Origin of the sequence: Herbidospora galbida, assembly GCF_005233835.1 — a bacterium.
Lineage (GTDB): Bacteria > Actinomycetota > Actinomycetes > Streptosporangiales > Streptosporangiaceae > Herbidospora > Herbidospora galbida.
In genome coordinates, this window is record NZ_SZQA01000042.1 from 24,831 (window position 1) to 37,672 (window position 12,842).

The window sequence follows — 12,842 nt, forward strand, 5'->3', positions numbered from 1 at the left end:
GGTGCAAGGTGCGTGTGGATATACGATCCCTGCATGGATCGGCGGGAGCGGAAGAAGGCCGAGACGCGCCGGGCGATCACCGGGGCCGCGCTGCGGCTGTTCGCCGAACGCGGGTTCGCCGCCGTCACGGTGGCCGACGTCGCCGCCGAGGCCGACGTCGCGGTCAAGACGGTGTTCAACTACTTCCCGGCGAAGGAGCAGTTGTTCTTCGACGCCGACCCGCCGCTGCTGCCGCGCGGGCCGCTGCCCGAGGAGCCGGTGCCGCAGGTCGTGGCCGGGTGGGTGGCCGCGACCGGCGTCCTCGACGAGGAGCGGGCGCGGGTCTACCGCGACAACGCCGACCTGCGCGCGCACGCCCGTGAGGCCTTCGCGGCGCGGGAGGAGGAGCTCGGCGCGGGCGTGACCGGCGCGCTGATCGCGGCGGCGGCGCGGCGGGTGTGGGAGTCGGCGATCCTGCGGGTCGCCGACGGCGTGCCCGCGCCCACCGCCGCCGAGGAGGCCCGCGACCGGCTGAAAGAGGCGCTGGCCTCCTTCGCCGCGCCTCCGGTCCGCCGCGCCCCCGCCCCCCGCACCGACGCCCGGCGGCCGAGCATCCTGCTGGTCGCGCAGGCCGCCGGGGTCAGCGCGACCACGGTGTCCCACACGCTCAACGGGCGGCGGCCGGTCGCGGCGGAGACGCGGCGGCGGGTGCTGGAGGCGATCGACCGGCTCGGCTACCGCCCCAACGTGCTGGCCCGGGGGCTACGCACCAACCGCAGCCAGACGATCGGGCTGGTCATCCCCGACATCACCAACCCGTTCTATCCGGCGCTGGCCCGGGGCCTGCAGGACGTGCTGCGCCCGGCCGGCTACGACGAGATCATCAGCAACACCGACGGCGACCGCGACATGGAACGTGCCGCGATCGAGCAGATGATCGCCCGGCAGGTCGACGGGCTGGCGTTCGCCGTCTTCCACACCCACGCCGAAGACCTGCTGCCGGTGATCGAGGCCGGGCTGCCGGTGGTCCGGCTGGGCGGCGTGCAGGTGCAAGACGGCGTCGACCTGGTGCACAGCGACGACGAGGGCGGCGCCGCCGAGGCGACCCGCCACCTGCTCGAAACGGGCTACCGGCGCATCGGCTTCGTCTGCGGGCCGCGCGCCGAAGGGCCCGCCGCCGAGCGCGTCTCGGGCTACCGGCTGGCCCTGGCCTCGGCCGGGATCGAGGCCGACCCCCGGCTGGTCGTGCACACCAGCTTCAGCCGGTCGGGCGGCGCGGGCGGCACGTCGTGGCTGCTCGGCCTGCCCGATCCGCCCGACGCGGTGCTGTGCGCCAACGACATCATGGCCCTCGGCGCGCTCGACGCCGCCATGGCCCGCGGCCTGCGGATCCCCGACGACCTGGCGGTCATGGGCTTCGACGACATCGAGGCCGCGAGCCTGGTCTCGCCCCGGCTGACCACGATGGCCAACCCGGCCCGCGAGATCGGCCGGGCCTGCGGCGAACGCCTGCTCGCCCGCCTGTCGGGCACGGTCGCCGAGAGCTCGACCGAGACGATCATCCCGGCCCGGCTGGTACGCCGCGAGTCGGCCTGACCCTTGACACCGAGTGTCGCCCGTGTAAATTCCAGGGACAGTCTTAACGATTTGCGTCCCACCCCCAGGGGGCCGACATGACATCAGTGAAAGCGCGCATCCTGTCCTTGGCCGCCGTCGCCACCTTGGTGGCCGCCGGTTGCTCGACAGGCGGCGGACAGACGAGCGAACCGGCCGCGTCCGGGCAGTCGATCTCGATGTGGACCTTCAAGCAGTCCCACGCGACCGCACTCCAGAAGGCCGCCGAGCAGTTCACCGCGCAGACCGGCATCAGCGTGAAGGTCGAGGCCGTCACGCCCGACGACGTCTTCAAGAGCAAGATCCAGAGCGCCGCCCAGACGGGCGACCTGCCCGACGTCCTGGAGGCCCACGCCGCGGGCGAGGACCTGGAGCTCGGCGCCTCCGGCCTGCTCGCCGACATCAGCGGCGACGTGAACGACGCGTGGAAGGGCCGGTTCCTGCCGTCCACGCAGAACGCGGGCGTGCTCGACCAGGGCCGCATCGACCGGGCGGCGGCCGACTCGCCGTTCAAACAGGCCAAGGCGGGGTCGATGTACGCCGTCCCGTTCACGGCCGGCGCGTTCGGCATCGTCTACGCCAACAAGGAGAAGCTCCAGGCCGCCGGGCTCAGCCCCGACACTCCCCCGGCCAGCTGGGAGGAGTTCGTGGCGGCGCTCAAGACGTCCACGGAGAAGGACCCGCAGGCGGGCGGCCTCTCGCTCGGCCTGAAGGTCAGCCAGGTCGGGTTCAACTGGGTCTACCAGCCGCTCGCCCACGCCTACCTCGGCAAGGAGAAGTTCCAGGGGCTGTTCGGCAAGGACACCACGGCCGGCTTCGGATCGCCCGACGGGGTCAAGACCCTCGATCTGTACGCGCAGCTCACGCCCTACTGGATGCCCGGCGCGACCACCCTCGGGATCGACGAGGCCGACATCGCGTTCGCCCAGGGCAAGTCGGCCTACAACGTCGGCGGCACCTTCACCCTGGCGTTCCTGGCCCAGAACGGCATGTCGCCCGACAAGGTGCTCACCTTCCCGATCCCGCCGTCGGCGTCGGGGGCGCACAAGGACATCGTGATGGCCCCGTTGGCCCTGACCTCCCTCGGCGTCACCTCCACCTCGAAGAACCGGGCCGCCGCGCTGAAGTGGATCGACTACGTCACCTCGCCGGCCGGCGCGGGCCTGGTCGCCAAGGAGTCGCTCGACCTCCCGGCCACCGACCTGGGCGCCGAGGCGGCCACGCTGATGGGCCCGGAACTGGCCGCGCTGCAGAAGTACTTCACCGGCGACCCGGCCAGCACCTACGACGCGGGCGACACGACGTTCTTCCCCGGCGGCTACGACCAGGTCAAACCGGGTGACGCGGTCGTCCGGCTGTCCCCGCTCAAGGAGCTCGACCCGGCGCAGGCCGGCAAGGAGCTCGACGCCATCTTCGGCGCGATGTGGAAGTCAGCCGAGTAGCCATGGCGACCCGGTGGAGGGAGTGGCTCACCGGCTGGGCGTTCGTGTTCCCGGCCGTGGCCCTCTTCGCGGTGATGGGCGTCTACACGATCGGCAGCGGCCTTGCGCTGAGCTTCGCCTCGTGGAACGGGTTCACCCCCGAGTGGATCTGGGTGGGCCTGGAGAACTACGCCGACCTGCTCTGGGCCGACCCGTCGCTCGCCCCGGGCGTGCGGCGGGCGGCGTGGAACACCCTCCAGGTGTGCGTGGCGGTGCCGCTGCTGACCGTGCTCATCTCGCTGCCGCTGGCGGTGACGCTCAACTCCGTGCGCCGCCTGCGGGGGCTGCTGCGCTCGGTGTACTTCCTGCCGTACGTCACCACCGGCATCGCCACCTACTACGCCTGGCGCTACCTGCTCGAACCCGAGGGCTCCATCAACCTGATGCTGCGCTCAGCAGGCCTCGGCTCGCTGGCGCAGCCGCAGGGCTGGCTGGCCAACCCCTCGACGGCGCTGTGGACGCTGATCCTGATCCTGGTCTGGTCGGCGGTGCCGACCGCGACGCTGCTCTACCTGACCGGGCTCCAGGCGATCGACCCGAGCATGGTCGAGGCGGCCCGCATCGACGGCGCGGCCCCCCGGCAGGTGCTGCGGCGGATCATCGTGCCGCTGCTGACGCCGATGACGGCCGGGATCGTCCTGCTGGGCGTCCGCGACTCGCTGCACGGGTTCCAGATCTTCCTGATCATGACGAACGGCGGGCCCGGCGGGCACACCAACGTGCTCGCCCTGGAGACCTACGAACTGGCCTTCTTCAAGGGGCTGGCGCCGACGCTCGGGCTGTCGAGCGCGCTGGGCTGGCTGCTGTTCGTGGGGGCCGTGCTGCTGACCCTGGCCAACGCCCGGCTGCTGAGGAGGGTGCGGTGACCGCCGCCCGCATCGCGAAGACCGCCGCGTACGCGGCGTTGACGATCTACGCCGCGCTGAGCCTCTATCCGTTCCTGTGGATGGTGTCGGGGGCGTTCAAGACCCGCGAGGAGATCCTCGACGGCGGCCACCTGATCCCGCGCGAGCCGACCTTCGACACGATCCTCACCACGTGGAACCAGCTCGCGTTCGTCGACTACTTCCGCAACAGCCTGATCGTGACCGGGCTGACGGTGCTGGGCGTGCTGGTGGTCTACAGCCTGGCCTCCTACGCGTTCGCGGTGCTCAGGTTCCCGGGCGCCAAAACGCTCTACTGGCTGTTCGTGGCCCTGCTGTTCGTGCCGGGGATCACGGTGCTGCTGCCGGTGGTGATCCTGGAGAACCGGCTGGGCCTGCTCGGCACCCACATGGGGCTGGTGCTGCCCTTCGTCAACGGCACGGCCCCGCTGACGGTGCTGCTGCTGACGGCGGCGTACCGGAGCGTCCCGAAGGAGCTGCGCGAGGCCGCGCGGGCCGACGGCGCGAGCGAGGCGCGGATCTTCCTGCGGGTCTACCTGCCGCTGACCCGGCCCGCGCACATCACGATCGCGGTGCTGACGGCGGTCCCCACGTGGAACGAGTACGTGCTGAGCCGGGTCTCCCTCAACGACGAGTCGCTCTACACGCTGCCCCTGGGGCTGGAGTCCCTGATTTCCGGTACCGTCGTCCGCTACAACGAGGTGCTCGCGGCATCATTGATCATGGTGCTGCCGGTGATCGCGATCTTCGCGTTCCTCCAGCGCTACTTCGTGAACGGTCTGGTCGGTGCGGTGAAAGGGTGACGATGGTTACCGAGACGGACATGGCGCACCTGCGCCGCTGCGTCGAACTGGCCCACGAGGCGTTCGAGGCGGGCGAGGAGCCGTTCGGCTCGGTGCTGGCCACGGCCGACGGCACGAAGGTGGCCGAAGACCACAACCGCACGTCGGGCGGCGACGAGACCCGCCACCCCGAGTTCGACCTGGCCCGCTGGGCCGCGAACAACCTGACGCCGGAACAGCGGGCGGGCGCGACCGTCTACACCTCCGGCGAACACTGCCCGATGTGCTCGGCCGCCCACGCGTGGGTCGGCCTGGGCCGCATCGTGTACGCCGTCTCGGCTGCTCAGCTGACCGAGTGGCGCGACGGGTGGGGCGCGCCGTCGGCGCCGGTGCGCCCCCTCCCGATCCAGGAGGTGGCGCCCGGGGTGACCGTCGAAGGCCCCGTCGCGGCGCTGGAGGCCCCGATGAAGGCCCTCCACCACCGCACGATCACTTCGCGATGAACGTCAGCAGGTCGGCGTTGAACGCCTTCGCGTAGTCGCCCCTGATCCCGTGCGGCGCCCCCGGGTAGATCTGGAGGGTGGCGTCGGGGATCAGCCGGGCCGACTTCGGGGCCGACGCCTCGAAGGGCACGATCTGGTCGTCGTCGCCGTGGGCGATCAGGGTCGGCACGTCGATCCGCCCCAGATCCTCGGTGAAATCGGTCTCCGAGAAAGCCCGCACGCACTCGTAGGCGCTTTTGATGCCGACCTGCATGCTCCACATCCAGAAGGCGTCGATCGCGCCCTGGCTGATCTCGGCGTCCGGCCGGTTGAAACCGTAGAAGGGCAGCGCGAGGTCCTTGTAGTACTGCGACCGGTCTCCGATCACGCCCTCGCGGATCTCGTCGAAGACCTCGATCGGCATCGAGGCGGCCATGTGCGGCGGGACCGCGCTCGCCAGCACCACCTTGTCGACCCGGGAGGTGCCGTGACGGCCGATGTACCTGGTGACCTCGCCGCCGCCGGTCGAGTGGCCGACGAGGACGACGTCGCGCAGGTCGAGCGTGTCGAGCAGGGCGGCCAGGTCGTCGGCGTAGGTGTCCATGTCGTTGCCGTTCCACGGCTGGTCGGACCGCCCGCCGCCGCGCCGGTCGTGCGCGATCCCCCGGAAGCCGTGCTCGGCGACGAGGCGCAGCTGGTCGTCCCAGACGTCGGCGGTGAGCGGCCAGCCGTGGCTGAAGACGACGGGCTGGCCGGTCCCCCAGTCCTTGTAGAAGATCCTGACCCCGTCATTCGTGGTGATGTACGGCATTGCGAAATCCCCCATTCCGGAATATGCACATTACCCACCGAAATGGCGTCAATACTAATGGTGGAGATTTCACCCTTTCATGACCGGCGACAGAACGGTGAAAGGGCCGTGACATGCGAAGTGGGCAGGGTGTACGACATGGACACCACGAAAATCGAAGACTTCGCGATGAAGATCACCCTGGAGGGCCTGGGCTCCAGCCTCACCCTCCAGACGCACCTGGGCGACCGGCTCGGCCTGTTCCGCGCCATGGCCGGCGCCGGCCCGCTCACCAGCGCCGACCTGGCCGCCAAGACGGGCCTGTCCGAGCGGTACGTCCGCGAGTGGCTGCGGGTGCAGGCCGTCGCCGAGCACGTCGACTACGACCCGGCCGCGGGCGCCTACGAACTGCCCGACGAGCACGCCCTGGTGCTGGCCGACGACACCACGATCGCCGCCCGCGCCTCGGCGTCGCAGATCCAGGCCGCCTCCTGGAAGGCCGCCGACCACCTGGCCGAGGCGTTCCGCACCGGCGAGGGCTTCGCCTGGGACCGCCACGACGACAACCTGTTCGACGGCGTGTCGCGGTTCTTCGCCCCGCTCTACCGGTTCAGCCTGGTCGACCACTGGCTGCCCGCCCTCGACGGCGTCACCGAGCGGCTGGCCGCCGGGGCCCGGGTGCTCGACGTCGGCTGCGGCATGGGGACGTCGTCGATCCTTATGGCCGAGGCCTACCCGAACTCCCGCTTCGAGGGCGTGGACACCCACGAGCCCTCGATCGAGGCGGCCCGGCTGGCCGCCAAGGACGCCGGGGTCGACGCCCGGGTCCACTTCCACGTCGCCGACTCGGGCGAGGAGCAGTACGGCACCTGGGACCTGATCTGCTTCTTCGACGCCCTCCACGACATGGGCGACCCGCTGACGGCGGCGACCCGGGCCCGCGAGGCCCTGGCCGACGGCGGCACCGTCATGGTCGTCGAGCCCTACGCGGCCGACCGCCTGGAGGACACCATCGGCAACCCGATCGCGGCGACCTACGCGGCGGCCTCGGTCATGCTCTGCCTGCCGCACGGCCTGTCGGAGGGCGCCAGGCTCGGGCTGGGCAACCAGTCGGGCCCCTCCCGCATCGAGGCGCTGCTGCGCGAGGCCGGGTTCGGCCGGGTGCGGACCGCCCTGACGACCGACTTCAACCTGGTCATCGAGGCCCGCGCCTGACCGCGCTCAGCACGACGAACTTCGGATCGCCGGCGACCAGGGTCGCGTTGCCGAACAGGCGCTTCAGCTTGACGTGGTAGCCGAGGTGCCGGTTGCCGACGATCCGCAGCTCACCACCGGGCCGCAGGGCCCGCTTGGCCTGCGTGAACATGCGCCACGCCGTCGCGTCGGTGACGGCCTGGTGCGAGTGGAACGGCGGGTTGCACAGCACCAGGTCGGCCGACCCGGGCTCGGCGTCGGCCAGCCCGTCGCCCACCCGGAACTCCGCCGGGCCCCGCACGTTGGCGCGGGCGGAGGCGACGGCGGCGTAGGACTCGTCGACGAACAGCACCTCGGCGTCGGGGTTGTCGCGCAGCACGAACGCCCCGACGATCCCGTTGCCGCACCCGAGGTCGACCACCCGCTGCCCCTTGACGGTCTCGGGCAGGTGCTTGAGGAAGAACCGGGTGCCGACGTCGAGCCGGTCGCCGCAGAACACCCCGGCGTGGTTGACCAGGTCGAGGCCCTCGTGCGTGTACGTCACCGGAAACCGGCTCGCGACCGGCGCGGGGCGCGGCTCGGTGAAGATCAGCCGGGCCTTCTTCACCGCCAGAGAGGTGCGGGTCGGGCCGAGGATCCTCTCGAACAGGGCCAGCGTGGAGGTGTGGATCTCCTTGACCATGCCCGCGCCGAGGATCCTGGTGCCCTCGTGGACCGCCGGCGCGAGCCTGATCAGCTGGTCTTCCAGCAGGGCGAGGCTCTTGGGGATCCGGACCAGCAGCGTGTCGATGCGGGCCGGCGGGGCGTCTTGGGTCGACAGCAGCGTGGCCTCGGGGAGGCCGAGCCGGGCCAGGTTGGCCAGGGTCGCCTGCTGGGTCAGGTAGGAGTCGGTGATCTGGACGGGGCGGTGCGCCGCCAGCGCCGTGACCAGCGCGCCCCAGCGGTCGCCGAACACCACGACCGTGCCCTGGGGCTCGCCGAGTTCGTCGAGGAGGTATTCGTCGGCGGCGTCCCAGGCCCGGAACGGGTCGCGCGGGTCGTCGGGGTGGCGACGCAGGCCGAGATCAGAGAGCGGCGACATAGACCCAGAGGCCGTTCTCACGGGAGAACGAGCTGTGCTCCTCCAGCACCCCGGCCCGGCCGCGCTCGGCGTAGTGGGCCCGGAACCGGACGGTCCCCTCGGTGTGGATCGCCGACCCGCCGGTGGTCTCGAGGATCTCCAGGGTCGTCCACCGGGTCTTCCGGTCGAGGTCGAGGCGCGGCGGCCTGGTCGTGGAGTGCCAGGTGGTCAGCAGGTAGGCGGTGTCGCCCTTGGCGTAGGCGGAGAACCGCGACCGCATCAGCGCCTCGGCGGTCGGCGCCGCCGCCGCACCGGCGTGGAACCGCCCGCAACACTCCCGATATCCCTTGCCCGATCCGCAAGGACACCCCGTCTCGACCACCCGGCCATTCTTCCCTAGTCCAGGACCTCGACCGTCCCGGCCGAGCCGTCGACCCGCACCCGGGCGCCGTCGCGGATCCGGCTCGTCGCGTCGCCGGTCCCGACGACGGCGGGGATGCCCAGCTCGCGGGCGACGATCGCGGCGTGCGACAGGGGGGCGCCGACGTCGGTGACCACGGCGGCGGCGCGGGGGAACAGCGGGGTCCAGCCGACGTTGGTCACGTTGGTCACCAGGATCTCCCCGGCGGCCAGGTGCTCCGCCTCGCCCATCGACGGGATGACGCGGGCGATCCCCTCGACCACGCCGGCCGCGCCGGGGAAGCCGTGAATCGACCCGTTCCGCGCGGGGAGCCCCGTCGTCGCGTCGGCGTAGTCGGACCGCCGGTCGGGGTCGGCCGCCCAGCGTTCGGGGTCGAACGCGCCCCGGATCACCCCCGGGTAGGGCGGCAGCGACCGGTAGTGGTGGTAGGCCGCCCTGCGCGTGTCGATCAGGCCGAGCACGCCCCGATCGCCCCGGAGCAGCCGCAGGATCTCCCCGATCCGCAGGAAGAACACGTCCTCGCCGATGCCGGTGACCGACCCGGCCCGGCGCACCCAGTCGCGCAGCACCCAGAACGCCCGGACCGCCTCCGACCGCGCCTCCTCCCGGGCCTGGACGATCTCGCTCCACCGCCGGATCCGGCCCCAGTAGCGGTAGGCGTTGCGCGGATCATGCTCCTTGAACCGCCGCCACGCCGCCCGCGACGCCCGCTCCTGCCGGTTCAGCAGTTCGATCGGGTCCTCCGACAGGCCGTCGAGCTCGCGGTCGAGCCATTGCGGGTCCTCGCCCGGCCGGGCGACCGACAGTTCGAACTCGTCGGGGCAGCGGTGCCCCCAGCGGTGGGCGTACTCCTGGCGGGACAGCCGTCCGCGCCGCACCTCGCCCAGGCCGAGCAGCGGCCCCATGCTCTCCAGGTGGGCGCCGAACCCACTGGTCAGCGCGTTGGCGTCGGCCGCGCCGACGAGGTTCTCCAGGCGGTTGCGCAGGAAGATCAGGCTGCCGGCGTCCTGCCGTCCGGCGGCGGCCAGGAGGCGGTTGCACTCGCGGAAGTAGGGCTCGACCGCGCCCCGCCACAGGCCGGTCAGGTCGTTGCTGACGGCGATCAGGGTCCGCAGGTCGTCGGCCCGGCGCCGGACGCGCGGCAGCGCGCGGTCGAGCCGCCGGGCGTAGGGGACCAGCGCCAGGCGGCCTCTCAGCAGCGGCACCATCCCCCGTGCCAGCTGGAGCCGGGCGAGCGGGAGCAGCGGGACCTCGGCCCCCTCGGGCAGCCGGCCGAAGACCGGCTCCAGGCTGTCCCTGATCATCCGGCTGAGGCCGAGCGACTCGCCGATGGTCAGCAGGACCGACAGGTTCATGTAGAAGCGCCCGCCGATGTTCCCGCACATGGGGTGGCCCGCGAACGACCCGGTGATCATCGCGTCGGCCATGAACCGCTGGACCACCGACCAGGTCACCGGCGTCATGACGCTGGGGATGGCCTCCCCGAGGTTGCCGTTGCTCCACAGGTAGTCGCCGCCCAGCGAGTCGTTCCACACCTCCCGCCGCCCGGTGATCGGCCGGGCCTGGAGGATGTACGGCTTGGCCGCCGCGATCCCCCACTCGACGTCCATCGGCATTCCGTACAGGATCTCGATGCGCCGCCCGAGCCCGGTCAGCGCCATCACCTGCTCGCGCGTCAGCGTGGGCACCGACCGCAGGTCGCCCGGCACCGGCACGAGCCCCGACGTGCCCGCCATGACGGTCTTCTCGGAGATCGTCTCCTCGATGTGGCCGTCGCGGTCGACGACGTAGACGTCGGGCGTGACCGTGCCGCCCGCGACGGTCTCCCCCAGCCCCCAGGCCGCGTTGATCACCAGCTTCCCGTCGAGCTCGGTGAACATCACCCCCGACACCGACGCGTCCACGAGCTCCTGGACGACCACCGCCATCCCCGGCCGCTCGATGCCCACCCGCTCCCGGTAGGCCCGCGCCCGGTCGTTGTCGAGCGACCGCCAGCACCGCTCCACCGCGTCGATCACCGCTGCGGCCCCCCGGACCCCGAGATAGGTGTCGTGCTGCCCCGCGAACGACACGTCGGGCCGGTCTTCGGCCGTGGCCGACGACCGCACCGCGACCGGCACGTCGTCGCCCATCGCCCGGTAGGCCGCCGTGATCTCTGCGGTCACCTCGCGGTTCATCCCGGCCTCGCGGGCGGCGGTGGTGACGTGGAACCCTCCCGGGACCGGCAGCCCCGCCGTCGCGAGCCGCGCGAGGGAGGCGCCTTTCCCCCCGGCGGTGCCGACGTCGGCGGAGTCGCTGGTCAACGGCAGGGTGTACGTGCTCATTTCGGGATGATGCCGGAAACTCGGACACACCAAACCCGTCACTCAGCGCCCGTGTGCCGTTCACCGTGTGTAAACATTGCCAGGCTTACAGTCCCGGTCAAGGAGGTAAGAAATCATGGAAAGACGCAATTTCCTGCGCGCTTCCGTCCTGGGTGCGAGCACGGTGGCCTTCTCCGGGTCCCTCTGGCAGGGCGCGGCGCTGGCGGCCCCGGCCCAGCCCGCGACCGGCCCCTACGGCGCCCTCCAGGCGGCCGACGCCAACGGCATCCGGCTACCGGCGGGTTTCACCAGCCAGGTGGTCGCCCGGTCGCGGCAGGTGGTCTCCGGCACCTCGTACACCTGGCACGACGCCCCCGACGGCGGCGCCTGCTTCGCCGACGGATCCGGCTGGATCTACGTCTCCAACTCCGAGATCAACCCCGGCGGCGGCGCCTCGGCGATCCGCTTCAACTCGGCCGGCACCGTCGTTTCGGCCAACCGCATCCTGTCGGACACCCGGCAGAACTGCGCCGGCGGCAAGACCCCGTGGAACACCTGGCTGTCGTGCGAAGAGGTCAGCCGGGGTTTCGTGTACGAGACCCACCCCTTCGGCGGCGCGGCGGTGCAGCGTCCCGCGATGGGCCGGTTCACCCACGAGGCCGCCGCGGCCGACCCGGTCCGCCGCGTCGTCTACCTGACCGAAGACGAGACGAACGGGCGCTTCTACCGCTTCGTCCCCACCACCTGGGGCGACCTGTCGGCGGGCCGGCTGCAGGTCATGGTGGCGGGCTCGGCCACCAGCGGTTCCTTCACCTGGGCGAACATCCCCGACCCCGACGGCAGCCCGACGCTGACCCGCGACCAGGTGCCGGGGTCGAAGTCGTTCAACGGCGGCGAAGGCTGCTATTACGCCAACGACACCGTCTGGTTCACCACCAAGGGCGACAACCGCGTCTGGCAGGTCAACCTGACGAACAACACCTACGAACTGGCCTACGACGACAGCCTCGTCTCCCCCGGCACGCCCCCGCTGACGGGCGTCGACAACGTGACGGGCTCGACCTCGGGCGACCTCTACGTCGCCGAGGACGGCGGGAACATGGAGATCTGCCTGATCACCCCCGACGACAAGATCTCCCCGTTCCTGCGCATCAGCGGCCAGAGCTCGTCGGAGATCACCGGCCCGGCCTTCAACCCGGCGGGCGACCGCCTCTACTTCTCCTCGCAGCGGGGCACGTCGGGTTCGTCCTCGGGCGGCATCACCTACTGCGTGACGGGCCCGTTCCGCCGCTGACCGGGCGAGGGGTGGCCGGTCGACGACGCGGCCACCCCGCTCAGGCCTCCGGCCGGAGGCTCCCCGACGGGCAGTTCGAAGACGGCCAGCCACCGCGTGAGGATCTCCTCCAGCCGGGCGGCGTCGTCGGCGCCGATGGCGTCGAGGAGACGGCGTTCGTTGGCCATGTGCTCGGTGAAGGCCGCGTCGATCAGCTCCAGCCCCGCCGCCGTCAGGGCGACCACCCGCCCGCGCCCGTCCGACTCGCTGGGCCGCCGGGTGACGAGCCCGGCCTGTTCGAGGCGGTCGACGCGCTTGGTCATCGCCCCCGTGGTCACCATGGTGTGGGCGGCCAGTTCGCCGGGCGCGCGCTCGAAGGGGGCCCCGGCCCGGCGCAGGGCGGCCAGCACGTCGAACTCGCCCTCGGCCAGCCCGAACCGCCGGTAGACGAGGCAGAGCCGGTCGGTCAGATGCCCGGCCACGCGGTGCAGCCGGCCGATGACTCCGGCCGGGCTGACGTCGACGTCGGGCCGCTCGCGGGCCCATTCCTGCTGGATGCGCGCGACGTGATCCATCACG

Annotated in this window: 12 protein-coding genes; 7 read left to right on the plus strand and 5 right to left on the minus strand. The window is 71.7% G+C overall.

Annotation, left to right across the window (positions count from 1 at the left end):
- Positions 1–33: 33 nt before the first annotated feature.
- The 5 genes from FDA94_RS32625 to FDA94_RS32645 all read left to right on the plus strand — a co-directional run bounded on the left by FDA94_RS32625 (position 34) and on the right by FDA94_RS32645 (position 5,243).
- Positions 34–1,575 carry a substrate-binding domain-containing protein gene (locus FDA94_RS32625; protein WP_137250919.1) on the plus strand — a complete coding sequence of 514 codons (1,542 nt, stop codon included), beginning with the start codon at positions 34–36 and terminating at the stop codon, positions 1,573–1,575.
- Between the two features lie 77 nt (positions 1,576–1,652).
- Entirely contained in the window at positions 1,653–3,035 is a 1,383-nt protein-coding gene (locus FDA94_RS32630) for an ABC transporter substrate-binding protein (RefSeq protein WP_137250920.1), read from the plus strand.
- Positions 3,036–3,037: 2 nt separating this feature from the next.
- Entirely contained in the window at positions 3,038–3,940 is a 903-nt protein-coding gene (locus tag FDA94_RS32635) for a carbohydrate ABC transporter permease (RefSeq protein WP_137250921.1), read from the plus strand.
- Positions 3,937–4,761, plus strand: a complete 825-nt coding sequence (locus tag FDA94_RS32640) for a carbohydrate ABC transporter permease (protein WP_212735612.1) — start codon at positions 3,937–3,939, stop codon at positions 4,759–4,761. Before FDA94_RS32635 ends, FDA94_RS32640 begins: the two co-directional genes overlap by 4 nt.
- Positions 4,762–4,763: 2 nt before the next feature.
- The gene (locus FDA94_RS32645) at positions 4,764–5,243 is read left to right on the plus strand and encodes a nucleoside deaminase (RefSeq protein ID WP_137250922.1); all 480 of its coding nucleotides are present in this window, start codon (positions 4,764–4,766) and stop codon (positions 5,241–5,243) included.
- Here FDA94_RS32645 and FDA94_RS32650 read toward each other — a convergent pair.
- Complete coding sequence (locus FDA94_RS32650; RefSeq protein WP_137250923.1) at positions 5,230–6,033, minus strand: alpha/beta fold hydrolase; 804 nt, start codon at positions 6,031–6,033, stop codon at positions 5,230–5,232. The genes FDA94_RS32645 and FDA94_RS32650 overlap by 14 nt on opposite strands.
- A gap of 138 nt (positions 6,034–6,171) precedes the next feature.
- On the opposite strand from FDA94_RS32650, the gene FDA94_RS32655 reads away from it, so the two are divergent.
- Entirely contained in the window at positions 6,172–7,227 is a 1,056-nt protein-coding gene (locus FDA94_RS32655; RefSeq protein ID WP_137250924.1) for a class I SAM-dependent methyltransferase, read from the plus strand.
- Here FDA94_RS32655 and FDA94_RS32660 read toward each other — a convergent pair.
- The 3 genes from FDA94_RS32660 to FDA94_RS41250 are packed head-to-tail and all read right to left on the minus strand — an operon-like array spanning position 7,208 to position 11,011.
- Positions 7,208–8,287 carry a methyltransferase gene (locus FDA94_RS32660; RefSeq protein ID WP_137250925.1) on the minus strand — a complete coding sequence of 360 codons (1,080 nt, stop codon included), beginning with the start codon at positions 8,285–8,287 and terminating at the stop codon, positions 7,208–7,210. The genes FDA94_RS32655 and FDA94_RS32660 overlap by 20 nt on opposite strands.
- A complete protein-coding gene (locus tag FDA94_RS32665; RefSeq protein ID WP_137250926.1) occupies positions 8,271–8,648 on the minus strand; it encodes a YchJ family protein in 378 nt (125 codons plus the stop codon). Before FDA94_RS32665 ends, FDA94_RS32660 begins: the two co-directional genes overlap by 17 nt.
- 14 nt (positions 8,649–8,662) lie before the next feature.
- On the minus strand, positions 8,663–11,011 hold the full coding sequence (locus FDA94_RS41250; RefSeq protein ID WP_137250927.1) for a PEP/pyruvate-binding domain-containing protein: 2,349 nt from the start codon (positions 11,009–11,011) through the stop codon (positions 8,663–8,665).
- A 115-nt stretch (positions 11,012–11,126) separates the two neighbouring features.
- Here FDA94_RS41250 and FDA94_RS32675 point away from each other — a divergent pair, with 115 nt between their 5' ends.
- Positions 11,127–12,284, plus strand: coding sequence for an alkaline phosphatase PhoX (locus tag FDA94_RS32675; RefSeq protein ID WP_137250928.1), 1,158 nt, complete (start codon positions 11,127–11,129; stop codon positions 12,282–12,284).
- Here the strand turns inward: FDA94_RS32675 and FDA94_RS32680 are convergent.
- On the minus strand, positions 12,254–12,838 hold the full coding sequence (locus FDA94_RS32680) for a MarR family winged helix-turn-helix transcriptional regulator (protein WP_137250945.1): 585 nt from the start codon (positions 12,836–12,838) through the stop codon (positions 12,254–12,256). The two genes, FDA94_RS32675 and FDA94_RS32680, sit on opposite strands and share 31 nt — an antisense overlap.
- Positions 12,839–12,842 lie beyond the last annotated feature (4 nt).

Excerpts from the sequence above, each read along its gene's own strand:
- FDA94_RS32655 (WP_137250924.1), top strand. The coding sequence starts at position 6,172 with ATGGACACCACGAAAATCGAAGACTTCGCGATGAAGATCACCCTGGAG.
- FDA94_RS32635 (WP_137250921.1), top strand. The coding sequence starts at position 3,038 with ATGGCGACCCGGTGGAGGGAGTGGCTCACCGGCTGGGCGTTCGTGTTC.
- FDA94_RS41250 (WP_137250927.1), bottom strand. The coding sequence starts at position 11,011 with ATGAGCACGTACACCCTGCCGTTGACCAGCGACTCCGCCGACGTCGGC.
- FDA94_RS32650 (WP_137250923.1), bottom strand. The coding sequence starts at position 6,033 with ATGCCGTACATCACCACGAATGACGGGGTCAGGATCTTCTACAAGGAC.
- FDA94_RS32660 (WP_137250925.1), bottom strand. The coding sequence starts at position 8,287 with ATGTCGCCGCTCTCTGATCTCGGCCTGCGTCGCCACCCCGACGACCCG.
- FDA94_RS32630 (WP_137250920.1), top strand. The coding sequence starts at position 1,653 with ATGACATCAGTGAAAGCGCGCATCCTGTCCTTGGCCGCCGTCGCCACC.
- FDA94_RS32645 (WP_137250922.1), top strand. The coding sequence starts at position 4,764 with ATGGTTACCGAGACGGACATGGCGCACCTGCGCCGCTGCGTCGAACTG.
- FDA94_RS32675 (WP_137250928.1), top strand. The coding sequence starts at position 11,127 with ATGGAAAGACGCAATTTCCTGCGCGCTTCCGTCCTGGGTGCGAGCACG.
- FDA94_RS32625 (WP_137250919.1), top strand. The coding sequence starts at position 34 with ATGGATCGGCGGGAGCGGAAGAAGGCCGAGACGCGCCGGGCGATCACC.
- FDA94_RS32680 (WP_137250945.1), bottom strand. The coding sequence starts at position 12,838 with ATGGATCACGTCGCGCGCATCCAGCAGGAATGGGCCCGCGAGCGGCCC.